The organism is Nostoc sp. UHCC 0302, assembly GCF_038096175.1.
GTDB lineage: Bacteria > Cyanobacteriota > Cyanobacteriia > Cyanobacteriales > Nostocaceae > UHCC-0302.
Map to the genome: position 1 here is coordinate 217,894 of NZ_CP151102.1, position 23,817 is coordinate 241,710.

Consider the following 23,817-nt stretch of genomic DNA (forward strand, 5'->3'; position numbering starts at 1 on the left):
AATTTATGTCAGATAATTCTTACCGCATCTCAGAAACAGACAGAAAAAGAATTTTAAGACTTCCGCCTGATATAGCCGCTTTAGCCAATAGATATCCTTCAGAAATAGTAAATGTCTCTGATAGTTGGGATAATAAACCTTTTCCTGAAGGATATGTTCCTCAGAGCATTGAAGTTTATACTGCTGAGATTGAGAATGCTGTAATTTCTATCTGGGATAATGTTCTGCTTGGTTATATTCCATACCAAACTGAGTCCAATCCATCGTCTTTAACTCTAATACTTGATGCAGACTTTGCTTACATTGAAATTGAAGGTAGAGAAATACTTAATCATATTGGTGGTGCTGTGATTCCAGAAATAAATACCGATATTAGCGGATTACTACAATCAATAATACTAGGTAAGAACAATGATTAATGATGGGGATGGGAAGGAAGTCAAACGTGATTATCTAGACATACTGGAATATATCTTCAAGCAGAAAAATAAAAAGGATGAAGAGAAGAAAAAATCCCCTTTGCAGGGGGACTCTCAAAAACCACGTGGCAAGGAGCATTTATCGATATACATATCAGGAAAAAAAGTTTATGAAGGTGAAAGGGGAGAAAAGCCATCTTTTAATTCTTTAGATCCTCAAAAGACGGAAATTCTAAATAAATCCCTCTCTGACCCTCAAAGCTTTAACGGTACTGTCTCAATTAAGATTGATAACGAAAAAGTCTTTCATAGCCAACAAGGAAAAGTATATGTTGATACTTTTGGGCTCACAAATGCTACAGTTCAAGCACATAAAAAAGCCCCACAGCAGCGAACATACAGCGTAGAAGCTTTACAAAAGCAAGTGCAAGTGTTGCAGAAGAAACTTAGTGAACAGCAAAAACTTGTAGATAGTATTAAATCAAACCAGCATTCGCCTGAATCCCTGTCACAACTAGCTGCTCAAGTTGCGGAAATGAGTCAGTCTTTAGAAAAGCAGCAACAGTTAATTGAGAATACCCAAAAAGCATTGTCACAGGTGAATGAAGGGTTTTTGCCACAAGTTCAAAATACTAAACTGCAAAACTGGGTTGGTTCGGTTGAACGTCAGGTAAAGAAAACAGCTTTGAATGCATTTGAGCGCCTTAAAGATGCGCTGACTCCTGAAGTCACGAAGCTTAGGAAAGAAATTGCACAGATGAAATCTCTCCTAGAGCAACAACTTACTAACCGACTAGATGAAGTCAGAGAAAACACAGATAACGTCAGGGATGAACTCAATCAACAAATCGGTAACTTAACTCAAGAGTTGCGTACACAGGTAGACGGCGTTAAAAACACTGTTGGGCAAAGCCTTGTGGGTGTTAAGTCAGCCATTGACAATACTCGAACTGAACTTAGGGCTGCTATTGAGGATGCCAAGGGTCAAGCTATCGAGCAAAGTGTCAAAGCCCTGCTTAACATTTTGGGCAAAGATAACCCTGATGGTTCTAAAAGTTTTAAAAGTACAAGTTTTGATTTTGAACGTCTTGGCGATAATGTAATCGTCCGTGCTAAAAACGGTGAGGCTGTACTCGAAAAAGGGATTTTATCGCCTAACGTTTCAGAGCAGCAGTTACAGGCACTTGATAAGGTTCAATCTGTTGTTGATATGCATCATCAGATGAAGCAGGATTCTCAACAAGAATCACAATCTAGAGGTATGCATAGATAGGGGGAGTAGGGGAGGCACGGGAAGCAGGGGGAGCAGGGGGAGAATTGGAAGAATTGGGGGCAGGGGAGGAATTGGGAGAAATGGAGGAAATCTTGCCACCATTCATTAATGTTGCTTCCCCTGCCTCCCCTACTTCCCCTGCTCCCCCACTCTTCTGCTCCCCTGCTCTCTGCCCCATGATCAAAGGGAAGCGTGAAAATGATACTAATCCTAATTATTGGTTTGTTGTTTGCACTGGGTGGGATAATTTTTCTAGCTTGGCTGTTTGCATTATTTCCACCTTCAACGCCAAAGTCAAAGTATCGCTCCCAAGGTTTTAAGCAATCGCAATTACCACCCAAGAGTACAGAAGCGTCGTCAATTTCAGCTTCAAATTTTGTACCACTAAGCCCAGCACCAACGCAAAAGACTCTCTTAGCTAAAAATCTTAAGAAGCAATTACCACTAAGTCCAACACCAACGCAAAAGGCTCTCTTAGCCAAAAATTTTAAGAAGCAATTACCACCAAGCTCAGCGACAACACTAAGGGTTTTTGTACGACCAAGCCCAGCGGCAACACCAAGGGTTAGATTACCTAAAAATCTTAAGAAACACTTGGATAATATTGAGTATGCTAGTCAAGTCTTACAACAGCTTCGTAGCATAACTCCTATAGCTGAATTGCCAATTGTAATTGCCATACTACGTAGGATATCACCTTACGTTTTTGAAGAGTTGGTACTCACTTGCTGCCTTGAACAAGGCTGGCAAATCCAACGCAACTTTCGGTATACGGGTGACGGCGGGGTAGATGGTCGGGTGTTGATTTTGGGAAAGCTTTATGTAATCCAGGTTAAGCGTTACGCTAATCACATTAATGCAGAACACATCAAAGATTTCCTGTACTGTATTGAAGGTGAAAGAGCCAGTGGTGGATTCTTCGTACATACTGGCATAACTGGACAATTATCAAAACAGTTGATTCGTGACTCCGATGAAATCATCTTAGTGAGCGGACAGAAACTAGTAAATTTTGTTTTAGGTAAGCAGTTGAAAATAATAGGGGTAACAATACCAATTAAATCAGCGGACAGTGAAAAGCGAACAGTGAACAACTAACCCATCAATGAATTGGTAAATATTTAATACCTGATAACTGATAAGTTAGCGTCGAAACCGGAGATGTTCCCCGTTATCATCTGGCGATGGCGAATTAATTCTCAATCTTTCCATAATCGATGGTTTGTCATCTCTAATCAGTTGCCTAACGAGATTCATTTTCTGCTCAAAAGTCAAAGCTTTGGCATCAGTTGTAACACTCATGAATAACTCACTGACTTTTTTTCCTGTTACGAATTCACCTTTAACATATTTACCTACTTCCATAACTACCTCTGCGAGTTGCTCACGAGCTAAACCCTGAATAACCTGTTTGAGGTGCAATTTAAGTGACTCTTTTGATAATTCAGATTCTACTTCTATATTTGTTGTCAGCTTTGAAGAGGAGAGTTGAACATTTTCTTGGTCATGATTCCGATGATGTCCCAACCTTTCAATTAAGTCAAGCACGAGTTCTAAGGCAGTAGTAAATTCGGTATGAGTTTGAGATGGACTCACCTCTAACAATTCTTTCAGCTTTGAAAGCGCTAATACAGTCCCATAACTTGCCACGGTTTCCTGAGCAACGTGATCAGAAATAGCATTGAGAGCCAAGTATTCTGAGGCTTGAGTTTTTTGGGTTAAATACTCTACTAATCCATTTCCAAGTAATTGCTCAAACTGCTGAAATGTGGTGTTACTTTCCTTTAGCTGCTGGCTTAAGGGAGAGAGTTGTTTTATTAGTTGCGGTAACGTTTCAGTTAGGGCAGATTCAACTGATAACTGTTCAATCGAGTCAGTAATTGTGTAAAGATTTCTCTGTGAAGAAAGATATTGTATTTCATGCTCAATTGCGGTAAATATTTTGTCAAGGGTAGTGTTTCCTATCTTTAGCTGCTGGCTTAAGGGAGAGAGTTGTTTTATTAGTTGCGGTAAAGTTTTGGTTAAGGCAGATTCAACTGATAACTGTTCAATCGAGTCAGTAATTGTGTAAAGAGTTCTCTGTGAAGAAAGATATTGTATTTCCCGCTCAATTGCGGTAGATACTTTGTCAAATGTGGTGTTTCCTTCCCTTAGCTGCTGTCTGAAGGAAGAGAGTTGTTTTATTAGTTGTGGTAAAGTTTTGGTTAAGGCAGATTCAACTGATAACTGTTCAATCGAGTCAGTAATTGTGTAAAGAGTTCTCTGTGAAGAAAGATATTGTATTTCCCGCTCAATTGCGGTAGATATTTTGTCAAATGTGGTGTTTCCTTCCCTTAGCTGCTGGCTCAAGGGAGAGAGTTGTTTTATTAGTTGCGGTAACGTTTGGGTTAAGGCAGATTCAACTGATAACTGTTCAATATCTTCAGCAATTGATAAGATAATTCTCTGTGAAGCAGGATATTGTATTTCACGCTCAATTGCTTTAGATATTTTGTCAAATTTGGGTTTAAGAGCTTTTTGCTGCTGTCTGAAGAGAGAGAGTTGTTTTATTAGTTGCGGTAACGTTTGGGTTAAGGCAGATTCAACAACCGAGTATTCAATGTTTTGAGCAATTGTGTAAATAGTTTTTTGTGAATCAAGTTCTTGTTCAATTTGATTAATAGCTAATCCTAAGCCCTCAAACGTGGTTCTAGATGCCTTTTGCTGCTGGCAAGTTTTAGAAAGTTGGTTTACTAGTTGCGGTAACATTTGGGTTAGAGCAGACTCAACAGCCGAGTATTCAATCGACTCAGCAATTATATCGATAGTTTTTTGTGAATCAAGGCATTGTGATGAACACTCAATTGCTGTAGATATTTTGTCAAATGTGGCTTTTCCTCCCTTTAGCTGCTGGCGATATTGAGAGAGTTGTTCTATTAGCTGCGGTAAAGTTTTAGCCAGGGCAGACTCAACTAATGACCGCTCAATATTTTGAGAAATTACGTAAAGAGTTTTCTGTGGTGAAAGGGGTTGCTCAAATTGAGAAATCGCTGTTTCCAGATCATCGAATGTAGTTCTGATTTCTGATATATGCTGGTGACGTTGAGAAAGTTGCTCTATTAGTTGTGGTAACGTTTCACTTAGGGCAGAGGAGACAGCCGAGTATTCAATCGACTCAGCAATTATATCGATAATTTTTTGTGAATCAAGGCTTTGCTCAATTTGACCAATATTTGCTTCTAAATCATCAAATTTGCTGATGACTTTTAGCTGCTGGCAAGTTTTAGAGAGTTGGTTTGTTAGTTGTGGTAAGGTTTCAGTTAGGGCAGAGGAGACAGCCAACTGTTCAATATCCTCAGCAATTACATCTACAATTTTTTGTGAATCAAGGCGTTGTGATGAGCGCTCAATTGCTGTAGATATTTTGTCAAATGTGGCAATACCTTTTTTTAGCTGCTGTCTCAGGGGAGAAAGTTGCTCTATTAGTTGCGGTAAGGCTTCAGTTAGGGCAGAGGAGACAGCCGAGTATTCAATATTTTGAGTGATTGCATAAAGAGTTCTTTGTGATGAAATTCGTTGCTCAATTTGAGTAATGACTGCTTCTAAACCCTCAAATCTGCTGATGACTCCTTCTTGCTGCTGTTTTAAGGGAGAGAGTTGTTTTATTAACAGTGGTAATGTAATGCTAAGCGTAGATTCAACTAATGACTGCTCAATATTCTCAGCTATTGCCCAAACAGTTTTTTGTGAACTTTCATGTTCTGACTGTTGAGCAATAGCTGTATAGAGAGCTAATTGCTGAGTGACTTCTTCGAGTTGCTCTAGCAATTGTGGCAACACAGCTATTAGGGTGGATTCAACTACTGACTTGTTCGAAAAGTCAGAGATTATATCCGCTGTTGTTTGTAATAAGAGTTTTTCCTCAATTGGAGCGATCGCCGCTCTCAAGTCATCTAATTTGGTTTTGGCTCCTGAGAACTGCTGCTGATAGCCGTACAGTTGTTCTGCTAATTGTGCGCCGGTCTCAACCAAGGCTGATTCAACTACTGACTGCTGAATATTCTCAGTAATTGTGTTTAGGAGTTGTTCGGTAGTTGGTCGTTTGGCGTTTCCACTTTGTTCAAAACTGACATCACTTGCTGTGCAGTCAATAACTGCTGAATTCTCTGGGTTAACTTGTCTTGAGAAGCTCGTTGCTCGTTGACCTCGAAGCCGAGCATCTGTAGAGCTTGGGTTAATTCTTGCACTAATGGCTCCAAGTTCGAGGTCTTCTTGGCATTCAATGTCTCGGCTAACTGCTGCAAGAAGTTCAAGTGACTCGCTTTCAATTCGGTTAGGTTCTCGGCTTGGCTCGTTGCTAAGAACTCGATTTTCTGGCTCAACTCCTCTATTTTCTCGGTTAGCAACTGTATCTGTGTTGCGTTGTTCTCGTTGGTTGAGGTCATGGTTTTCTCCTATGGGTTGATTTTGTGAAAGGCAGGGAATAGGGAACAGGGAACAGGGAACAGTTTGTTCTATTTCGTCTTCTCTGTGTGTTGATAAGAGATCCAATTTGTCACTCTCTGTTGCCTGTTGCCTGTTCCCAGTTGCCTGTGTTTGTAAAGAACGTTGTGATTGTGTCAGTTGACGTGGAGGCTCTATTGCAGCAGGGCTTGAGGGGAGCAATAGTTTCTGCCAATCCCTTAATCTCATGGCTTCATGACTCAACTTCTCGTAAGCGAGTGGCCCACGAGCAGCTATGAAATCATCAACACCTTTGTCTGGGCCTGGCAAGCTGACGACTTTGACCCAAGCTCCAGCTTTTTGTAATAATCTTCCAGTTACGGAAATATCTCGCTCAATATTGAGCTTCGTTTGGGGCTTGGTTTCGTAGTCAAAGCAGAATTTGAAAACTCTATTTGGTGTGGCGAAAACTGCTAATTCTTCATGTAGGTAAGACTTAGCGATTTTGTTGCCAAATTTATCCTTGGGAGAACGGTATCCTGCTGATATCCCTGGTAGACCAATGGCTGCATGACCCTGGCTCAATAGACTGGCCGCTTTTTTGGCTCCTTCTGTGATTGTACAAGGAAGGTTATATTTCCATACGCAGTACCAAAATCCTGATTGGCGATCGCCCTCGGTGGGATTAACTTGATGTTTAGAATAGATGCGCTCGGCAATGTCAGTAGGGACATCAAGCAAGAAGATACTTAATTCAACTTTTGGGGGATGCTCATATTTGATAAATTTCCCTTCAATGATTTGATTATTCTCATCTTTTTTTGCCCTGGGCGTATTTGGTTTGTAACAGCCCCATCGTTTGAGGATTGGTTTTTTGCCTGGGTTTAAATCAGCAAATGAGCGTGGATCTACTCCGGCATCACACCACCAGCCGCCAGCATCCAGATGAGAATATGCTCTGATTAACCCCTCACTAAGTCGCCCTGTATTTGTACGATTGAGTTTGTCGCTGACCATGAGGCGTTCCCAGGCTTCATGCTCCCCACCTGCGTAGTTGAATTGAAGGCTTTCAAAGTTTTTTGCCGCAATATCAGGATGAATGGCACTATCAAAAAACTCTTGCCAGTGGTTTGATTCAATGAAATTGGGTGTCTCTTCTAGCTTTTGAGGTATCCAAAATGCTGAACTTGGCGCAGCAGTCTTTAATACTGGTTTTTCAAAAACATTGGGTTGTTTATGGAATGGTGGTTTTTGGATTTTGACAACGGGGGAACTTTTAACAGGCAACGAGGAGGAAAGATTTGTTTGGTGTTGCCTTTTTATGGGTTTGACAACAGGCTTTTGGGATGAAGTTTCTAAACTCGTTGTAACTAATGGAACTGGCCGACTAACTGGTAAAGAAACTTGTTCTGTGACTGGTGGTTGAGCTTTCAGTACAGGCTGTGCTATTGCAAGCGAAAGTTTGTTTACTGGCTCTTGAACTCTTGGGCTGACCGAGACAGTTATCGCTGAGGATTGTTTTTGTGTCTCCTTTATCTGCTTGATCAGCAATTCTAAAGCGTTCTCTTTGGCTTTAGACTCTTGCGCCAGTTCTAGTAATTCTAATTTATCTCTAGTATAAAGTTTGACATTTTGTCTAGCTCTGCTAATTGCCACATAAAAACTTTCTTGCCCAATAGTGTAATCTGCTGCAATCAACGCCAAATCAGTAGTTTTCCCTTGGCTGCTGTAGATTGTGCTGACGAGCGCGTAGTCTAAGTTTTGTGCCTCTGTGAGGTTAATAATCTCAGTAGTTTTGGTATCAAGATATTGAATTTGAGCAGAATCTCCCTCAATCGCTGTGACTACAAACTCCTGCCGTTACGCCGTTGTAGTTGGCGGTCATTTTTCTTCCATTGCAAGCGATCGCCCACAGCAATCTCAATTTCATCACGCTGGTAAACAGCCTTTTCAAAATTGGTATCTACTTCTAAACGTGTCCCAGTAGGGGTTTTTAATATTAGCCGATCAAGATCCTTGCTAACTACTTCATATAACTTACCTTTCTCTAAACCCCGCCGCTTGTAGTTGCGCGTCGGCATCACTACATCACCCAGTTCAAAGTTATGGGTGTAGCGCATCTGTATTTTGGTTAAATCTTTAGCTTTTAATTGAGTGATATTTGCTGTTGCCCCTAAGCTCCCCTCAACTTTCAGCTTGCCCCGAATTGCTTGAGTCAGCGCTAATTTCTCGAAATTTGTGCCAGCGAGTACCAGTGTTCGCGCTCGTTGCTCTTTAGAAAGTGCTATATAGTCAGCAGCAATTGTCTCTGACTTCGTATCAGACGATACTTCTAAAATACTGCCAATTGTTTCTAATTGCTTAAATCCCGCTTCTACTCTCCCGTCTGCGATTAAGTCTACTGCTATCTTGAGATCCGGGTTACGCTGTCTGTTTGATTGTGTTAAGTGTGCGGTTTTAATACCAGCAAGTTGCAGAGATTTGAACGGGTTTCCAGCTTCCACTGCCGATAATTGCTTGGTATCCCCTACTAGCAATAGTCTTGCTCCCTCAAGGGTCGCTCTCTCTAGCAGTGCATGGGCATCCTTTGCTGATAACAAACCTGCTTCATCTACAATCCAAATCTGGTTTGCTTCTACTTCTGGCTCTGGTTCTCCTACCAATAAGCTGGCTACAGTCTCAGACTGTATGCCTAGTTCCTCACTCAGTACCTTTGCTGCCATTGATGAAGGGGCAAAACCTTTGACTGTATAGCCCTGGGCGAGTGCGATCGCGTTTAATTCTTTGAGAGCAAAAGTCTTACCAGCCCCGGCTACCCCCTGCCACGCAATGAATTGGTCTGTTGTCGTTGCGGCTAGACTAACTGCCTGCCGCTGCCCAAAGTTTAGTGAGGTTTTCTCCAAGTAATTTTCAACTGTCTCTCTTTTATATATGGGGTTGAGTATCCCTTGGCCTTGTTGCATCAATTCAATCGTTGCCAGTTCTCGCTTTACCGCTTTCTGAGTGGTGTATTGCAGAGAAAGCCCAGGTATGGCAATTAGTTCCTGATGTTGCTTGATCAATGGCTCAATTGCAGTCACATCAGTAAAAAGCCTTTCCGAGATGATGAATTTCTCTAAATCCTCCTGCTTGAAAGCAACATTCCTCTCACTACAATGAGCGATCGCCTCGGCTAGAGCATCTGCCAAGCTCAAGCCATTGACTGGTATATCCTGTCTCGGTTTTCCTGGCTTAACAAAGGTAAGACCCAGGGCCGCAGCTTCTTCATGCCACAGTGATTTGAGTTCTGATTCGGAAATTTTCTGCTTACGCTGCCGAGTAGTATCCCAGATTTTCTCACGCTCTGCCCAAGTTGAAGATGTACCGGCCGCCGCAATGATTTGCTGCCTCCGTTTTGAAAACGCCTCTAAATCCTGCTCCTTAAACCCCTTGATTTCAAATTGTCCATGTTTTTTGGGTTCTACCTCATACCCCAACTTGATTACTTCCGCTGCCAAATAGCTTTGATACGCCATGCCCAGGAATTTCTTGTTGGCAAATATTTCATTATTGACCAAACTCATCCATTTACCCGAAGCCTCAGTTGTGTTCATGACTAAGCAGTGGGTATGCAGATGTGGGTCTAGAGAACGGCTCTCGATGTGATCGAACTGCGCGACTACCAGATTATTAGTATTCACCCGAAGCCTGGAATTACCTTCTGTTACCCTCGTTGTGGCGTAACGCTGTTCCATTAACGCTAATACTTTTTCTAATGCCTGATGGTGCGCGGTAATTAATCTAGAATCTCCACCTACCAACGCCATTAGGCTCACACTCTTGGGCGCAGAAAATGTACAGTCTAGCGCTGCCCTGCGTTCTTTTTGTTTCAGCACCCTGGCATTTAACTGCTCACGACCATCGGGTGAGCGCCCTTCAATTACATTTATAAACACTTGCTGATTTTCAACTGCCCCTGATAAACCAAGCTTCTCTGCACCTTGAGCACTCCAGCGTGACTTGCCTTGGTGGTAGTAGTTCTTGATGAAGTAGTTTACTGCCATCTCTGAAGAGACATTAGCAGCTGTTAGCATCGCTCACCTCTGCTATCAGCTTTGCAGCCCCTTCGGGGTGGGAACAGGGAGCGGGCAACAGGAAACTCTTAAAACCAAGCTGTTCACTTTCTTGCTTATTCTCTCTTTTCTGTTCCTTGCTCCCTATTCCCTCTTCCCCTTTACATAACTTAAGAGAGTAACTATTCAAGTCATTGTTCATCACCGTCATCAAACCAAAATAAGTTTGATGCCGAGTTAAAAATTTTTGATGAGACTTTGACTTCAACAAATTTTTTATTCACCACTTATATTGCTATTAAATATAGCAAATTATCGGCTCAAACTTTCCGCCAAATTTGGCGTATTGTGCGTCAGAAAATGCGATTAATTTGTGGTTGTAGATTAATCGAGAAATATTGTTTATTCCACATTACTTACACATTTTCCCCACAGATTTCCACGGGTTTACCACAGCTTATACACACTTTTTACACAGCCAGCCCACAATGAAAGCTGATTCTCATTAAGTCAAACTTACTGATAGTGAAAAAGGAATTTTTCGGAATGGATTCCACATAACATACACAGGGCATACACAAGTACACCACAGGAGTTACACATAAGTTACACAAATTAAATAAATCACACTTCTTACACAAAAATCACATAAAATCAGAAAGAGGATTTCGCAATTAAGAATTTATATAATGAGTGAGTTGACCTTAGCTGTAGATCCCGGTGGGTCTTTTCTCAAAGGATTTTTCACTTTAGAAAATTTCAAGCCAGAATTAATCTTGATGGAGCCAGAGGTGGCTGTTGTTCCAATTAAAAGCTTAGAGTCTTACGAACAAGCAAAGATTGGGAGTTCATCACCAGAGAATAGTGCTTGGATTGAATATAAGGGCAAGCATCAAGCAGTAGGATTTCTGGCTAGGAAAAGATTTCACGCTGGTTTACAGTTACAACGAAGAAAGTTTGAATTAGCGGTTCCTAAAGTTCTGGCGATGGTAGGAGCGATCGCAGAACAACATGATTTACCTAATGGTTCAAAAGTTCGTATTGGAATTCTGCTTCCTTGGGGAGAATATAAAGACAGGGATTTGTTTAATACACTAATCACTGAAGCTCTAGCAAACTATAAGTTCAGAGGATGTGAGAAATCTTTTGTAGTGGACTTATTTATCTGCTTGCCTGAAGGGGGTGGAGTACTGACGAGAGGGCGCGCCCCTGGTTCTAGTCTCAAAGAACAAACAATCGCAGTAGTTATGCTCGGATATAGAGATGCATCTATACTATTGGTTGAGCGTGGTGAAATGTCTGTTGGACATACTGAGCCTTTGGGGTTTGCCAAGTTGGTTGAGTCAGTCAAGAGTCAAACATCTGGACTAAGTGACCTTCATCTGGTTAGAGCAATTTGTAAAGCAGGCAAGAATGTTTCTCCAAAGGCTCTAGAAGAATTAGTGGTATCCCTAGATTCGGCTTATAAAAATCATGAACTTTCAACTATAAGAGCGGCGATCTCTAATGCAAGGGAAGAGTACTGGATGATGCTTTCTCAATGGCTAAAATTACAAGTACCGCGTTCTACTGATGAAGTTTTGTTAGCAGGTGGTACGGCCAACTTTTTACGTCCAGAGTTAAATAGTTTTTTCTCGTTCTCACAAATTAACTGGTGTGAACAACTAGAAAAACAAGTCCTTAGCAGCTTTTCTCAGCAAGTAGCAACTAAATCTCTTGATTATAGATTGACAGATGTCTATGGGCTATTTTTTTATCTGTGTGGCAAAAAACACAAAGCAGCTTCAATTACGCAGGTGAAGAGTCATGTCTCTTAATAAACGAGTTGAATATTACTTCCGTACAGCTTTTGGAATCGGAGGAATGACAGAAGTGCTAGGAGATTTTCTGAAAAATCGGGATGCACTATTAACTGAAAAAGAGAAGGTTATAGGTGCTGTTTCTGCTTTTTGGCTACCTTTTGCTCTAATGCATAAGGGAGGTTACTCTGAGGACTATCTTAAACAGTGTGCCAGAGAAGCGATTTATAAATTGACTCTGCACATTAATTATTTGGCAGAAAGCTTTGGGCTGGAGGTTGGAGAGCAGGTTATACCTGGACACACAAGAAAAACACAAGGGCGTAAAAGTACACTCAACTCGTCTTCAAAAGAACAATTGTCCATATCAGTAGCTTCAAAGCCTGATTTAGTGAACCAAGAAGCTACTGAAGCAATAGTGGAATATACGCCGCAAGACTTTATTCATAATCAAGATGATGATACTTTTCAAGAAATGTTCAGTTGATGCCCTCTAACAGTAATCAAATACGCAAGGATAACGATGGATAATAACTCCTCGGCTTTTGGCAATGTACCTCATAACAAACAATCTCTTCAAGAGAAGTATGGATTATCTTTTGAAGATGTAGATTCTATCCTTATAAGTTGTGGCTTAGCTGTAGACCAACACGAGTACAGTCACGACGATATCAACAACTCTTTTGAGCCAGCTGTAAAAACGTTTCAGTCGCAGAAAGATTCTCAATCATCCTCTTCAACACAATCAAAGCCTTCAATCAAGCCAAAGAAAGCTGCCGTTAATCTATTTGAGCCAGAATCTAAATGCACGAGTATCATTGAACTCAAATCAATGGCGAGTGAATGGCTCAACGCTAAGATTTCATTATCCCAAATGCTTCAAATCATTGAAGCTTGTGGACTTTCTGAGAAAGATGAGTATACCCCTTTTGAGTGCGAACGTGTTGAAGCTTTAATAAAAAATCAAGGTGAACCTATAGATTTAAAGAGTACTATCAGCAACACTACTACGGCTAGTGAAGCTGGACTAGCTTATTTAGTTGACAAGATTACAGACAATCTAGCTAGTAAGGCTCCGGGTTTTATCAACCAGATGTATCTCCAAAAGGTTTCTGATAAACTAGCCCAGAGTCAAGATGAGATTCGTGATTTCTACGTCGAGTTGGAAGAGACAATTCTGGCGGAACTGTCTGGAAAAAAGTCTCCCCTAGAAGCGATGTTGGAGGCACGAACTCACAAGAATCTCTTGCCCCTTTCTTTGATGAAGTCAGCCGAATTAGCTCCAGAATCAAAGAACGATACGACTACCACCTGAAACAAGAAATTGCTGCCAAAGAACGCACCATTGATGTTCAAGTCGAGAAAGCATCTAATACTAAAGCTATAGAAAAACTCCGGAAATCTAAAGAGTGGTTAAAACTTCGGCAAGAACGGTTTGAAAAATTGAAAGGATTTCTTTTTTGGCTTGGTGGATGGCTTGGTTCTGGTCGTTCTGCGATTTTTGCTTATGTGATTACCTCATCAGGGGTTGCTCTTGGTTTTATGATGCTTGGAATCAATACTCCTAGCACTATCCCTTGCCCTAGCAAGAAAAGCTACTGTTATCAATTGCGGATCAATAAAAATGAAGTGATTCTACCTGAACAAGCAAAACAATTGTTAGTAGACTACGAGCGCTCTAAACAAAAACCCACTCGTCATCGTCGCAAGTAAACATCAAATTGGAGGAAGTTTAATTACTTCCTTCACTATGACTAATAGATTTCCACTACCTAACTTGTAGATCCATGCATTTTTGGCTACTCAATATTTCCCAGGGGTTACTTTTAATAACTGCATCAGTTGCATTCATTAAATTTGTAAAATTAGGTATACATTGGAATGAGGTGCGCCTAAAAAAGTTAGCTGTACGTCTGCCATCAGATGTTTACGACAGTAAGTCAATTGAAGCAATTGCAATTAGCGCTCACGAAACTAGTCGGGTTTTGCGATACGTTGATGGTTTCTCTTATCTGCCCCTTTCTGTATTATCAATTTTCCAATTTGCAGTTTTGACATTCTGGGGGGCTATCTCTAATGGCCCCTTATTAATCGCCTGTGCTAGCGTACCTGGAGGCTTGTATATAATAAGTAAAGTTTTAGAAGAGTTCTCTATTTCTCGACGTGCCATCTTAGAATTAGCAGTTGCAAAACTCCTGAACAGCCAAGAGATTGTTGTCGCTAAAGAATACTTAAAGATGGCTTTGTTTGGTCACCTGTTTAAGTATTCGCTGATATGCATTTTGTGGTCTGGGGCAGAAACTTACCTCATTTCTGCTTTAAAGATGTGATTAAAATATTTCTGTAACTATAACCTTTCCAGAATAAAGTTATGAGCGAACTGCAAACAGTTAAACTTTGGGATGAGTGGGATGAGATTAATTTGTCTTCTCCAAAACATCGGATTGAGCGCTTAGAAATTCTGCTTTGCCAAAAAGTCCACAGAGGCGAAGATATATCTCAATGCTTGCGAGTTTTGGAGTATCTAAAAGCTCAGTCAGCACTAAATAAGTCAGATGTAGAATCTGCAATCTTTCACAAAGTTAGAAATTATTTAGCTTTTGACGCGTGTCAAAAACTTAGTTTAGTTGTCTTGACTTATTTGCTAACTTTTACTTGCTTTATCGGGCTTTTAAAACTAGCTGATTTGTTCTCTAATCCGAGTTTTAATAAATTTCTTCTCCAGCAGAATAGTTTGTCAAAAACTATTCCGAAAAAAACTCTGAAACACCAGAGATGAGCTAGTCCATGCTTGACCTTAGTACAAGTTAACATTCTTTTGAAGAATTCAGAATTCAGAATTCAGGAAACAGAATTAATCTTTCTTGAAGTACACTAGATTTGTAGATTAGACAGTATTTCACAGTTTATATCTCTGTGGATAAATAAGTTACATTCATCAGTTGACCTTTATACAATTCTTAATACTTATTCTGAATTCTGGCTTCTGACTCCTGAATTCTGTTTCAATAATTGACTGTTTGATTTATACTTTGTTTGAATCGAGTGTAATCGAAGCAGTTAATTGATATGTACAATTGCAGCGATTTGGATACTTTTGTGCACAAAAGCTCAACTTGAATGTCTCTAATGTTAGGTATGTTAAAAAGCGGGCGTTACATACTTTGTCTACCAAGCAAGAGCATATCCGAGATTATTTAGCTTGTTGAAGAGTTAAGTGCAGTGCGGCAAATAAACCTGCCGCACTGTGCGCTCGCTAATTATTCCAGACTCCAGCCATCGAACAGATTAGGTTGATCTACTCCATACTGTCGTTGTACCAATCGCCGTAGTTCTGCCACTGAATTAGCTGACTTCATGAGTATTAAAACTGATGTAACGTGTGGTGATAGTCGTTGTTTGGTTTGAGAAGATAACATCTGATGTATTTTGTGTTTCCTGCGTCCGTTGGCTAGAACGGGATTAACGATGTCAAGTTTGGCTTTTTCTTCTGGAGTCATCCAGTTGTAGATAAACTCCCAATAGTATTTGCCGTTTTGAATGTGCTTTTTATGCAGTTTGCTTAACCGTGCTAGATTCTCTTCAAACTCGGACTCAAACATCAAAGTCCAAGGCTGGGGTGTTGAGAGGATACGGCTTATTTGCTGGCGCTGTTTAGGAGATGATTGATATTGCTCTGGCAACCATCCTGTCTTGGCTTGGATAAAACTATTTATGCCGATCGCCCCAATAGCGTCTAAAGCTCTAACCGCTTCTACTCTGCCCTTGCGCTCGTAGTATCGTAATACACCCCAACAAACTTGAGCTTTGATTGGTGTAGTTTCTCCCCCTTTAACAGCAGTTTTTTTAGTCAGGTATAAGTCGCCTTCTACAAGGCTTTGAAGCCAATGTGGTGCTGTTTTTTTAGTCAGGTTGTCCAGCAGATTTTGTACTGCTCTAAGGCCAACACCACATAGCCGGGAAAGTCCTCTCTGGCTCATCCCTGACTCACCAGTGCTAGCTATGGTAAAATACTCTACACCGTCAATTTCTTGGCGCAAGATATCGTCAGACATATTTTTTTGTCCTTAAAACTTGTGATTGTGCGTAGTGGAATTTTTGAAAAGCCGAACGGATAGCAAATCCGTTTTCTGCCGTTTGGGTCAAATGTGATTAATCTGTGTTGATTCAACCCCTGATAAATACCAGGGGTTGAAGATTGCTTAGTCGTCGCCTAGCAATTGCGTCATGAAGTTGAAAAAGTCTGCCCTAGTCTTCTCGGTCAGCATCAGTAAAGTTATATGTAATCACGCCATATCCGGCAGTGCAATAGCTGCTGATTTTCGATTGGGGAGATCCAAGAAATAAAATGTCCAGCCGTATCAATAATATTTTTGGCAAAACCGAGGTATCTAGGCGCTTTCGCCCTTTGGGGCGAAAGCGACGGCTGGACATTTTATTACTGGGAAGGGCCTTGTTTGTGAGGGTGCAGTTGCGACAGAGGTGTGGGTTTAAAATACAAGTCACGCTCGATTTGCCGCCCGAAGGAATCACGAATTTTTTGCAATTCACTTAAACAAAAGCAGCCCAACTCTTCTTCTAACCCTTGCACCAATCCAAAGAAGGTATCTTCGCCATCAAACTCAGTGGCGTGCCAAGTCCAGTTAGTGCCTGGCATAAAGAATTTTACGTATGCAATCGGGTCATTTTCGCCCTCAGTAGAAGCTAAAGAAGGTAACTGAGTACGGATGTCTGCTGTTAATAATTCCATGTTGAAAATCCTTTAATGAAGCGAAGGGATAAAACTGCTGTACGTTCGGTTTGGTACAGCTAGAACTGATTGAAGGGTAAAAGTTCTAGCTGTAGGTAGGGACTAACTTACTACGATAGTCCGGCCACCGTGGTGATCGTGCAGCCAACCATCAATCAACCTCAGTCCTGGTGTGGGGAGTGGGTCTGGTTCTATTGGTACAGCCACAAAGGAGTCGAGCGCATCACTCCAAGCAAAAAAGGCATCTTCCATATGCAGTGCGGCGGCTGCTAGTTCTCCATTTAGCTGCACTAGCAAATTGAACTGGTCAAGGGAAGTATTTCTGATTTTCTGCTCAAGGATTTGATAGTCTATCTTGGCTTCCTGGTAAACTTGCTGCGATGAAATAACAGAGTGCTGGCTTATGGACTGTTCGGTTTGAGGTGCTATTGTTGTAGTAATCATCATTTCCTTTGTGGTTTTGGTGAAGGGGCGATCGCGTAGTTTGCGAGACCGGGCGATCGCTCTTCTAATTTGCTGATCGGTAGGAAGTTACTTGGTCTTTACTTACCTCTCTATACATTTATTATATACGCTGTATATAATAAAATCTAGATGTTTTATATACAAACTTATATACAAAATAGCCTTATCCTATAGGTGAAAGTTATATACATTTGCTCTATACAAGCGATATACTGTATACAGTTACAGTCAAATGTATAGAACTATGAGCAAATTGGCGACATTTCGAGTAGAAGATGAGCAATGGGAGACATTTCTTCTTGAAGCTAAGAAGCGCGGGGTTAGTGCATCATCGTTACTACAAGACTTTGTAGCTTGGATAAATCAGGGGAATGAGTTACCCCAAATAGGAACTGTTGCACCTTTGTCACAGGCTGATATAGACCAACATATAGAAGCCAAGTTAGCACCAGTATTAGAGGAATTAGCTCAACTAAGGGTATCGCTGGGGGAGTTAGCAGCCTGAGAGCATCAACTCTGTCTCAGGATTCCCCACCCGATTACCAAGCTATTCGCTTAAGCACCCTTAAGAAGCTGAAAATTGGTAAACAATCAGCCCAAGCCAAAGCGATTGACGCATTCATTCAGGAACTTGAAGCTTTTGGCTAACTTTGTTTTAGATAAAGGCGAACGCTGCAACTGGAGAACATAAGTTGAGCCAAATATCATTGCCTCAAAGTGATTGATGCCTTCATCAGAGAATTAGTAACTTCAACGCGAATCTCAACACCGTTATGCAGCAAGAAACAATAGAAAGTTACGCGATTGCAATCAGAAATTATAATACGGCGCTTAGGTTTTCTCCCAATGATTTCAATACCCTCAACCTATTGGGTTTTGCGCTCGAAAAGCTCTCTGAATTACAGTTACGTCAAAACGAACCTACAGAGGCAATTGAGACTCTAAAGCAAGCAGTTGCCACGTATGAAAGAGTATTTTCTTTAACTCCTGATGATGCGATTGGTTTAGGATATTACGGCATGGCAGTAGAAAGATTAGCTGAACTTTTATCAAAGCAAAACTATGTAAAAGAAGCATTTTTAACTTACCAGCAATCGCTTAGTATCTATGATACTGCAATCAAATTTGCTCCGAATGACTATGGTAATTATGCACTCAAAGCTAGTGTATTTACATCAATAGCTGATTTCCACTTGAGTTTGTTGCAATATACACAGGCTCTTGAAAACTATCAGCAAGCGATCGCTTTTTACGATATTTCACTTCAATTAAAATACATTGAGGCTAACGAGTTCGATAAAGCTCGGATTATAGAAAAATTAGCCCAGTGCTTGGAGCAATTATTACGTTACGAAGAAGCATTGTCGTGTTACCAAACGATACTGGAGATATTCAACCGCCTTTTGCCTAAAAATGATAAACATATTAAGTCTGTAGAACGGCAAATCCAAAAACTGTCTGCACAATTAAATTAACAAATTACAAATAAGCATCAAAGATGCCTATTTACACAACTAAAAAGAGTATAAAATGCCCCTAGAAATTAATTTCTAGAAGCATAGTGGAGTGTGTTTTACTTTTAGCTTTGGCAATCTAACCATTTACAAGTACAATTGTACTATATAAATGCAACTATATGATTAACTTCATGCTCTGCATAGGCGTGAGCGTTTCTGTTGCACTATATATTTAGATAAAGCCAGTTCGGCTTAATATTCGGGCGCTTAATCCTTAGATTATGGGGTTTGCAGAGCATTATGAATCTCACAACTCGAATCGGAGCGCTATCGTTCCTATTTTGATGGTTATACTTTACGAGCAACAACGTAGTAAATTAATTCCTCATGCCATACGCCCTCCTCAGTTTCTAGTGCAGCGATCTTATCGTCATAACTCGCTTTAATCCGGCTAATTTTTTCCGGTTTTAATTCGCGCAGTGGATTATCGATATGTAGCCAGAATTGTCCATTCCATCTGCTCTGGGCTTTTTCTAAGCACAAATAAGTCCCCAGTTGTCGGGAATGAATTTCTATTTGATTAAATTTGGCTTGAGTTAATAGGTATTGAATTCGCTCTGGTGTTCCCAATGGTTCATGCAGATTTGGAAGTGTGATTCCATGTTTTGCACAGGCTTCTACGATTGACAATGCTGAATATGAATCTTCCGATGAGCAGGTAAATGCGATGAATCCACTGGATTTGAGAAAACGATACCAATTTCCGAGAATCGTAGGAATGTTGGGAAAAAGCACGAGCGCGTAAGAACAATAGATTGCGTCAAATTGATTCGATTCCGGCTCATATATTTGTGCATCGACTTCAATTAGCTCAATATTGGATAAGTTTTCTGCTTGAATTTTCTGCTGAGCAATCTTGAGTAATTCTGTTGCAATATCAATTCCAATCACAGAACCACTTGTGCCGACTTTTTTAGCAGCTTCGATGGCAATATTTCCGGTTCCTGTTGCAACATCTAAAACGGATTGCCCAGGAAATGGAGTTGCATAGTCAAAAAGTGTGATTGCGCGATTGAAAGTGGCATCGTTATCATAGTTCGTCCTAGCGTTGTAAAAATCGATAACCTCTTGTTTGTAGGTCATAAATAACATCCATTCAGTCTGAAGGTATGTCACAATCGTTGCATCGCGCAATACAAATGCTCATAATTTACTGCCATTGCCTGAAACCTAACTCACGTTAATTAACCTCGCCATTGGCAGTACGCTGACTTGAGCAATTGCCGTAACAAATGCTAAAAGTCATATACCATAATTGATTTAGCTTATCCTAGAAATTACCCTCTTCAACACACGGGTAAAACATGACCAATGCTTGATTACATGAGCGCGGCGATTGCGTTTTGGATGACAATGTTCGCAATTCAGGAGTGGGTGCTAAAGTTTCGCTTGGGTTACCTGGGGCGATATTGGGCTTTAATGAGTTCTGCTAGCTTGTTTCTCGGTTTTTTGCTGTCTTCATTCATTGCCGTACCATTGATTGCTAGCTTGAGAGTAGACCCGTTCAAGTTCCCAGACAATATTATTCTGTGCGCCATCGCTGCCGTTATCTTCAGCATTATCGTCAGCCTGGGGCAATGGCTGATACTGCGAAAAACAGAATTGACACCGAGAATCTTTGCTCCCATAAATACAGCAGTTGGAATTGTGATTTTCGCCGTACTGGTGTACTTCAATGAACCTCGCTTAGAGTGGAGCGGTGGCCCAATCCAAGGTTGGAAAACTGGACTTATCTTTCTAATGGGTGGCGCAATTACTGGAACAGCGACAGGCAAGGCATTAGATTTCTACTGTGGGCGAATTGAGCAGCGGTTAATTCAGATTGAGAGAGAACGGGTAGAGAAAGAAACCCAAGAAAGAGAAAGGCTGGAGCGGGAACGCCTGGAAAAGGAAAAACAAGAGATTGAAGCCGAAGAGAGGGAAAGAGAGGAGAGAAGAAGAATAATGTTTGAAATCGCTAAAGAGGAAGAACGAAAGTGGCTTGAAGAACATGGGGATGAGGAATACGACTATGACGAAGATGAAGACGAGGATGAGGAGTACAAATATAAGGATGAGGATGAGGAGGAATAAACCTTTTTGCTATGAGTGAAGAAAATTTCAACTACGACGATTTTAAAAAAGTGGCCGACCTATGGCTTGAAAAAAATAAACAGCAGCCACAAGATTTTTCCGACTCAGCCAACGTAATTTTGGATCAGCAATACTCAGCATTCTTTGATGAATATAAAAAAAGTTTGTCTCAAAAAGATTTACACCTAATAAAAGAAATCACACAGCAATTACAGCTCTTATTATGGCTGCGGCAACAGAATTTATAACAGCATCGCTACCTCGTTAGGGGTCAAGTAGGGTACAAAATTTCAGCGGTTTAAAAGTACCCTAAACGCCACCTATATGGGGTATATACAGGTGCTAAAATGGTATAAAATTTCTGATTAAGACTTAGGGTACATATAGCCCCCCTTTGTACCCCACAAGCAATATTTAAAATCTTTGCATATTAACGAATTAAAAAGGGCAGTCGATGCATATTTTACTTTTATGCCCAAGGTGAAGATATAGCTGTTGTCGAAATTACCTCCTTGGCTTGCAATCTAAGCGCTGTTTGCTGACAGTTGGGACATTTCACTTTTGCCAGAATCACTGAAGGTCGCCCTTTGTACTCGCCCATTACAGGCTGTCCACTGTACTCGCTGATTATCCCCTGTTTGCAGTGATAGCACTCGAATATCACGCGTCCCACCTCCGAATTACAGTCCATAAACTGTATGTGCTGACAGGGTTCTGGCGGTAATTCTGGTTCTTCGGGGCGGTCTTGAAAGGGTATATAAGATTTGGTTGCTGGTGGTGAATCTATTTTTTTCTTGTTGCGCTTACCAGTCACCTGCTGCTCAACTTTTGGCGGCTCTGAGGGTTTTTCATCAACAGGGGCATGACCGGGCTGCTGCTCAGCCGGGAGTTCTCCCAGTAACTTGTCATCAGCCGGGGTAGGGTCAAACTCAGGAATTTGGTTGCTAGACTTTGGTTGTTGTGGTTTAGATGGACGCTGGGTAGATTTCATCAACACCTTTACTTGAATTTAGCTTGACTGGTGAACTCCCGTATTCTACACACCAATTCCCTTGTATAACACTTTCTCCTGAGCCAGGAATAGCCTTGTCCTATCAAGTTCATATCCAGTACTATTCATCAACTTTCCCTACTAACTCTTCCAATTGAGAGAGTAGCTTATCTAACTTTGCTCGTTTACTTGCATCATTCCAAACAGATGTTTTTTTAAGTTGTTTTCCAATTTGGGAATATCTTTGAACATAGCTTGTGCTAGATGGTATTTCTTCTCTGACATTGAGTTCTTTAATTTTTTGCTTAATTTCCCTGAAACTCAAGTTTTTGGATAACGCTAGCTTAAGCAAGGCTTGACGCTGATCTTCATTTTTAACTTGTGCGATCGCTCTTGCCTTCGTAAACTCTATTTTCCCTTCACGCAGCACTTTCAAGATTTCAGGCGGGAGATTTAACAATGGTAAACGACTAGTACGAAAGGATTCGGCTGAAAATTTCCCTAGTCCCGATAAAATCGATTCGAGGGCTTGAAGTTGGAGGAAAACGTTTTCCTCCAACTCTTGATGACGATTTTTGGCATGGTTTGCACGATTCAATATAGAACTAACTTCATCAGTACTAATTTTTAGCGTGAGCGACAAGAGATCAAGAATAGCCTCAGTTTCTTCAACTGGATTAAGATCCTCTCGTTGTAAGTTTTCTAGAAGCGCAACTTGGAGAGCTTGTTGGTCATCTAATTCCTTAGAAACCACAGGAAGATCACTCAGTCCAATTGACTGCGCTGCTCGATAGCGCCTTTCACCAGCTACTAACTCGTAATTACCGTTTGCTAATGGGCGAACCAGCAAAGGTTCTAAAATTCCATGTTCTCTAATTGATTTAACTAACTGGGCTTGTTTTTCTTGATCAAAATAACGGCGAGGTTGCTTGGCAGGAAGTTGAATTTGTTGAATAGATAATGTTTGAGAAGATTCAACACTTTTAGGATCGGTAATAAATTTTTGGGCAATGGAAGCAGAAAGCCCTTGAGTAAGTGATTGTCTTGATTTAGTCATTCAAAACCTCTAAAAATTCCTTAAATAATTGCTCAAGCTCACGCCTAGCAATTCCGGCAGTCGATCCAGATAAATCAAAGATAGTAGCATTTTGTCCGTAGCAGTCAGCAATAATCTGTCGTTGATGAAGTACATTCTCTAAAACTGTGACATTAGGCATGAGCTGAAGTACCTCGACTGCTTCATCTTTTAACTTTGTTCCTTTTACGGCACGATTAACAAACATTACGGCTTTAGGTTCTCCCCGTCGAATTCGCTGTGCTTGTTGAATTAAATGTACAGTGTCAGAAGCGCTTTCAAGGTCTATGCCCGCAGGTTGACACGGAATAATCGCTAAATCAGCAGTTAAAACTAATGCCCTGGTAGTTTCAGATAGAGCTGCCGGTCCATCAGCAACGACCCATGTATAAGACTCAACTAGCTTAGGTAACTCATCCAATAGTGCATCAGGTGCTTGAAGGACTTGGCAAGGAATGACCTGTTCTAATCGTGCCAGCCATTTAGAAGATGAGCATTGGGCATCAGCATCTACAACCAGTACAGATTCACCTTGTTTTTGTAACCATCGTGCAAGATGCACAGAAATTGTTGACTTACCTGCTCCTCCTTTTTGATTTATAACTGCAATGATTGACATGAGTAGTGTCTAAATTACAAAAGTATAGCTGATGAAAATTTTTAGCTTGTCCTGGCTCCTTTTCAATTAAAAGAGCGAGGGCTAAATCTTAGGCTTACTTATTAAATATCAAGTTTTACTCAAAAACTTCTAAAGTTTATTTTTATCTCAGTTCTTATGAAAAATTTATAAGTGAGTTAAAAGGAGATAAGAATTCCCATATCGTTTTAAAGAGCTAAACATCTTATACGATTGTTTTGGCTAAATTCAAAAGTATGAGTAAGTTTTCGTAGGCGTAGCCTGTTGTAGGCATTGCTCACTAACATCTCGTTTTTGGATTGCTACTGTGTAGTATGTAACAGTAGAGTACTGATAATGATTGA

General features: G+C 40.7%; 24 protein-coding genes. 13 read left to right on the forward strand and 11 right to left on the reverse strand.

Annotated features, from left to right (window positions below; all coding sequences use genetic code 11):
- Nucleotides 1-5 precede the first annotated feature (5 nt).
- The 3 genes from WKK05_RS41160 (at nt 6) to WKK05_RS41170 (ending at nt 2,790) form a co-directional block, all read left to right on the forward strand.
- The gene (locus WKK05_RS41160) at nt 6-419 is read left to right on the forward strand and encodes a hypothetical protein (RefSeq protein WP_341531990.1); all 414 of its coding nucleotides are present in this window, start codon (nt 6-8) and stop codon (nt 417-419) included.
- Nucleotides 412-1,692, forward strand: a complete 1,281-nt coding sequence (locus WKK05_RS41165; protein WP_341531991.1) for a hypothetical protein — start codon at nt 412-414, stop codon at nt 1,690-1,692. Before WKK05_RS41160 ends, WKK05_RS41165 begins: the two co-directional genes overlap by 8 nt.
- A 198-nt stretch (nt 1,693-1,890) precedes the next feature.
- A complete protein-coding gene (locus WKK05_RS41170; RefSeq protein WP_341531992.1) occupies nt 1,891-2,790 on the forward strand; it encodes a restriction endonuclease in 900 nt (299 codons plus the stop codon).
- Between the two features lie 45 nt (nt 2,791-2,835).
- Here WKK05_RS41170 and WKK05_RS41175 read toward each other — a convergent pair whose 3' ends face one another.
- From WKK05_RS41175 to WKK05_RS41185, 3 genes are all read right to left on the reverse strand, one after another.
- Nucleotides 2,836-7,818, reverse strand: a complete 4,983-nt coding sequence (locus WKK05_RS41175) for a DUF3854 domain-containing protein (RefSeq protein ID WP_341531993.1) — start codon at nt 7,816-7,818, stop codon at nt 2,836-2,838.
- 140 nt (nt 7,819-7,958) lie between these two features.
- Nucleotides 7,959-10,187 (reverse strand): MobF family relaxase, encoded by a 2,229-nt coding sequence (gene mobF, locus WKK05_RS41180; RefSeq protein ID WP_341531994.1) that lies wholly within the window; start codon nt 10,185-10,187, stop codon nt 7,959-7,961.
- Nucleotides 10,171-10,437 carry a hypothetical protein gene (locus WKK05_RS41185; protein ID WP_341531995.1) on the reverse strand — a complete coding sequence of 89 codons (267 nt, stop codon included), beginning with the start codon at nt 10,435-10,437 and terminating at the stop codon, nt 10,171-10,173. The genes mobF and WKK05_RS41185 overlap by 17 nt, the downstream gene beginning before the upstream one ends.
- Nucleotides 10,438-10,855: 418 nt before the next feature.
- On the opposite strand from WKK05_RS41185, the gene WKK05_RS41190 reads away from it, so the two are divergent.
- From WKK05_RS41190 to WKK05_RS41215, 6 genes are all read left to right on the forward strand, one after another.
- The gene (locus WKK05_RS41190) at nt 10,856-11,983 is read left to right on the forward strand and encodes a ParM/StbA family protein (RefSeq protein WP_341531996.1); all 1,128 of its coding nucleotides are present in this window, start codon (nt 10,856-10,858) and stop codon (nt 11,981-11,983) included.
- Entirely contained in the window at nt 11,973-12,452 is a 480-nt protein-coding gene (locus tag WKK05_RS41195; RefSeq protein ID WP_341531997.1) for a hypothetical protein, read from the forward strand. Before WKK05_RS41190 ends, WKK05_RS41195 begins: the two co-directional genes overlap by 11 nt.
- 36 nt (nt 12,453-12,488) lie before the next feature.
- A complete protein-coding gene (locus WKK05_RS41200) occupies nt 12,489-13,280 on the forward strand; it encodes a hypothetical protein (RefSeq protein ID WP_341531998.1) in 792 nt (263 codons plus the stop codon).
- A 128-nt stretch (nt 13,281-13,408) separates the two neighbouring features.
- The gene (locus WKK05_RS41205; protein WP_341531999.1) at nt 13,409-13,678 is read left to right on the forward strand and encodes a hypothetical protein; all 270 of its coding nucleotides are present in this window, start codon (nt 13,409-13,411) and stop codon (nt 13,676-13,678) included.
- A gap of 74 nt (nt 13,679-13,752) precedes the next feature.
- Nucleotides 13,753-14,295: a hypothetical protein gene (locus tag WKK05_RS41210; protein WP_341532000.1), complete on the forward strand. Its 543-nt coding sequence runs from the start codon at nt 13,753-13,755 to the stop codon at nt 14,293-14,295.
- A gap of 41 nt (nt 14,296-14,336) precedes the next feature.
- A complete protein-coding gene (locus WKK05_RS41215; protein ID WP_341532001.1) occupies nt 14,337-14,744 on the forward strand; it encodes a hypothetical protein in 408 nt (135 codons plus the stop codon).
- 481 nt (nt 14,745-15,225) lie between these two features.
- On the opposite strand, the gene WKK05_RS41220 is transcribed toward WKK05_RS41215, so the two are convergent.
- The 4 genes from WKK05_RS41220 to WKK05_RS41235 all read right to left on the reverse strand — a co-directional run bounded on the left by WKK05_RS41220 (nt 15,226) and on the right by WKK05_RS41235 (nt 17,162).
- Nucleotides 15,226-16,020, reverse strand: coding sequence for a P63C domain-containing protein (locus WKK05_RS41220; RefSeq protein WP_341532002.1), 795 nt, complete (start codon nt 16,018-16,020; stop codon nt 15,226-15,228).
- A 193-nt stretch (nt 16,021-16,213) separates the two neighbouring features.
- Nucleotides 16,214-16,399 carry a hypothetical protein gene (locus tag WKK05_RS41225; protein WP_341532003.1) on the reverse strand — a complete coding sequence of 62 codons (186 nt, stop codon included), beginning with the start codon at nt 16,397-16,399 and terminating at the stop codon, nt 16,214-16,216.
- A gap of 4 nt (nt 16,400-16,403) precedes the next feature.
- Nucleotides 16,404-16,715, reverse strand: coding sequence for a DUF2958 domain-containing protein (locus tag WKK05_RS41230; RefSeq protein WP_341532004.1), 312 nt, complete (start codon nt 16,713-16,715; stop codon nt 16,404-16,406).
- Nucleotides 16,716-16,817: 102 nt separating this feature from the next.
- A complete protein-coding gene (locus WKK05_RS41235; protein ID WP_341532005.1) occupies nt 16,818-17,162 on the reverse strand; it encodes a hypothetical protein in 345 nt (114 codons plus the stop codon).
- Between the two features lie 262 nt (nt 17,163-17,424).
- Here WKK05_RS41235 and WKK05_RS41240 point away from each other — a divergent pair, with 262 nt between their 5' ends.
- Both WKK05_RS41240 and WKK05_RS41245 read left to right on the forward strand, forming a co-directional pair.
- Nucleotides 17,425-17,685 (forward strand): hypothetical protein, encoded by a 261-nt coding sequence (locus WKK05_RS41240; RefSeq protein WP_341532006.1) that lies wholly within the window; start codon nt 17,425-17,427, stop codon nt 17,683-17,685.
- A gap of 268 nt (nt 17,686-17,953) precedes the next feature.
- Nucleotides 17,954-18,655, forward strand: coding sequence for a tetratricopeptide repeat protein (locus WKK05_RS41245; protein WP_341532007.1), 702 nt, complete (start codon nt 17,954-17,956; stop codon nt 18,653-18,655).
- 330 nt (nt 18,656-18,985) lie between these two features.
- Here the strand turns inward: WKK05_RS41245 and WKK05_RS41250 are convergent, their stop codons facing one another.
- Complete coding sequence (locus tag WKK05_RS41250) at nt 18,986-19,780, reverse strand: methyltransferase domain-containing protein (protein ID WP_341532008.1); 795 nt, start codon at nt 19,778-19,780, stop codon at nt 18,986-18,988.
- A 228-nt stretch (nt 19,781-20,008) separates the two neighbouring features.
- On the opposite strand from WKK05_RS41250, the gene WKK05_RS41255 reads away from it, so the two are divergent.
- Nucleotides 20,009-20,770, forward strand: a complete 762-nt coding sequence (locus WKK05_RS41255; protein ID WP_341532009.1) for a hypothetical protein — start codon at nt 20,009-20,011, stop codon at nt 20,768-20,770.
- An 11-nt stretch (nt 20,771-20,781) separates the two neighbouring features.
- Entirely contained in the window at nt 20,782-21,018 is a 237-nt protein-coding gene (locus WKK05_RS41260; protein ID WP_341532010.1) for a hypothetical protein, read from the forward strand.
- A gap of 221 nt (nt 21,019-21,239) precedes the next feature.
- On the opposite strand, the gene WKK05_RS41265 is transcribed toward WKK05_RS41260, so the two are convergent.
- The 3 genes from WKK05_RS41265 to WKK05_RS41275 all read right to left on the reverse strand — a co-directional run bounded on the left by WKK05_RS41265 (nt 21,240) and on the right by WKK05_RS41275 (nt 23,455).
- Entirely contained in the window at nt 21,240-21,761 is a 522-nt protein-coding gene (locus WKK05_RS41265; protein WP_341532011.1) for a hypothetical protein, read from the reverse strand.
- A 121-nt stretch (nt 21,762-21,882) separates the two neighbouring features.
- Nucleotides 21,883-22,818 (reverse strand): ParB/RepB/Spo0J family partition protein, encoded by a 936-nt coding sequence (locus tag WKK05_RS41270; RefSeq protein ID WP_341532012.1) that lies wholly within the window; start codon nt 22,816-22,818, stop codon nt 21,883-21,885.
- On the reverse strand, nt 22,811-23,455 hold the full coding sequence (locus WKK05_RS41275; RefSeq protein ID WP_341532013.1) for an AAA family ATPase: 645 nt from the start codon (nt 23,453-23,455) through the stop codon (nt 22,811-22,813). Before WKK05_RS41275 ends, WKK05_RS41270 begins: the two co-directional genes overlap by 8 nt.
- Nucleotides 23,456-23,817 lie beyond the last annotated feature (362 nt).

Bases quoted from the DNA above. Each gene is read 5' to 3' on its own strand.
- WKK05_RS41210 (WP_341532000.1), top strand. From the start codon at position 13,753: ATGCATTTTTGGCTACTCAATATTTCCCAGGGGTTACTTTTAATAACT.
- WKK05_RS41170 (WP_341531992.1), top strand. From the start codon at position 1,891: ATGATACTAATCCTAATTATTGGTTTGTTGTTTGCACTGGGTGGGATA.
- WKK05_RS41215 (WP_341532001.1), top strand. From the start codon at position 14,337: ATGAGCGAACTGCAAACAGTTAAACTTTGGGATGAGTGGGATGAGATT.
- WKK05_RS41240 (WP_341532006.1), top strand. From the start codon at position 17,425: ATGAGCAAATTGGCGACATTTCGAGTAGAAGATGAGCAATGGGAGACA.
- WKK05_RS41270 (WP_341532012.1), bottom strand. From the start codon at position 22,818: ATGACTAAATCAAGACAATCACTTACTCAAGGGCTTTCTGCTTCCATT.
- WKK05_RS41195 (WP_341531997.1), top strand. From the start codon at position 11,973: ATGTCTCTTAATAAACGAGTTGAATATTACTTCCGTACAGCTTTTGGA.
- WKK05_RS41260 (WP_341532010.1), top strand. From the start codon at position 20,782: ATGAGTGAAGAAAATTTCAACTACGACGATTTTAAAAAAGTGGCCGAC.
- WKK05_RS41200 (WP_341531998.1), top strand. From the start codon at position 12,489: ATGGATAATAACTCCTCGGCTTTTGGCAATGTACCTCATAACAAACAA.
- WKK05_RS41255 (WP_341532009.1), top strand. From the start codon at position 20,009: ATGCTTGATTACATGAGCGCGGCGATTGCGTTTTGGATGACAATGTTC.
- WKK05_RS41165 (WP_341531991.1), top strand. From the start codon at position 412: ATGATTAATGATGGGGATGGGAAGGAAGTCAAACGTGATTATCTAGAC.
- WKK05_RS41220 (WP_341532002.1), bottom strand. From the start codon at position 16,020: ATGTCTGACGATATCTTGCGCCAAGAAATTGACGGTGTAGAGTATTTT.
- WKK05_RS41245 (WP_341532007.1), top strand. From the start codon at position 17,954: ATGCAGCAAGAAACAATAGAAAGTTACGCGATTGCAATCAGAAATTAT.
- mobF (WP_341531994.1), bottom strand. From the start codon at position 10,187: ATGCTAACAGCTGCTAATGTCTCTTCAGAGATGGCAGTAAACTACTTC.
- WKK05_RS41265 (WP_341532011.1), bottom strand. From the start codon at position 21,761: ATGAAATCTACCCAGCGTCCATCTAAACCACAACAACCAAAGTCTAGC.
- WKK05_RS41190 (WP_341531996.1), top strand. From the start codon at position 10,856: ATGAGTGAGTTGACCTTAGCTGTAGATCCCGGTGGGTCTTTTCTCAAA.
- WKK05_RS41230 (WP_341532004.1), bottom strand. From the start codon at position 16,715: ATGGAATTATTAACAGCAGACATCCGTACTCAGTTACCTTCTTTAGCT.
- WKK05_RS41250 (WP_341532008.1), bottom strand. From the start codon at position 19,780: ATGACCTACAAACAAGAGGTTATCGATTTTTACAACGCTAGGACGAAC.
- WKK05_RS41225 (WP_341532003.1), bottom strand. From the start codon at position 16,399: ATGTCCAGCCGTCGCTTTCGCCCCAAAGGGCGAAAGCGCCTAGATACC.
- WKK05_RS41235 (WP_341532005.1), bottom strand. From the start codon at position 17,162: ATGATGATTACTACAACAATAGCACCTCAAACCGAACAGTCCATAAGC.
- WKK05_RS41160 (WP_341531990.1), top strand. From the start codon at position 6: ATGTCAGATAATTCTTACCGCATCTCAGAAACAGACAGAAAAAGAATT.
- WKK05_RS41275 (WP_341532013.1), bottom strand. From the start codon at position 23,455: ATGTCAATCATTGCAGTTATAAATCAAAAAGGAGGAGCAGGTAAGTCA.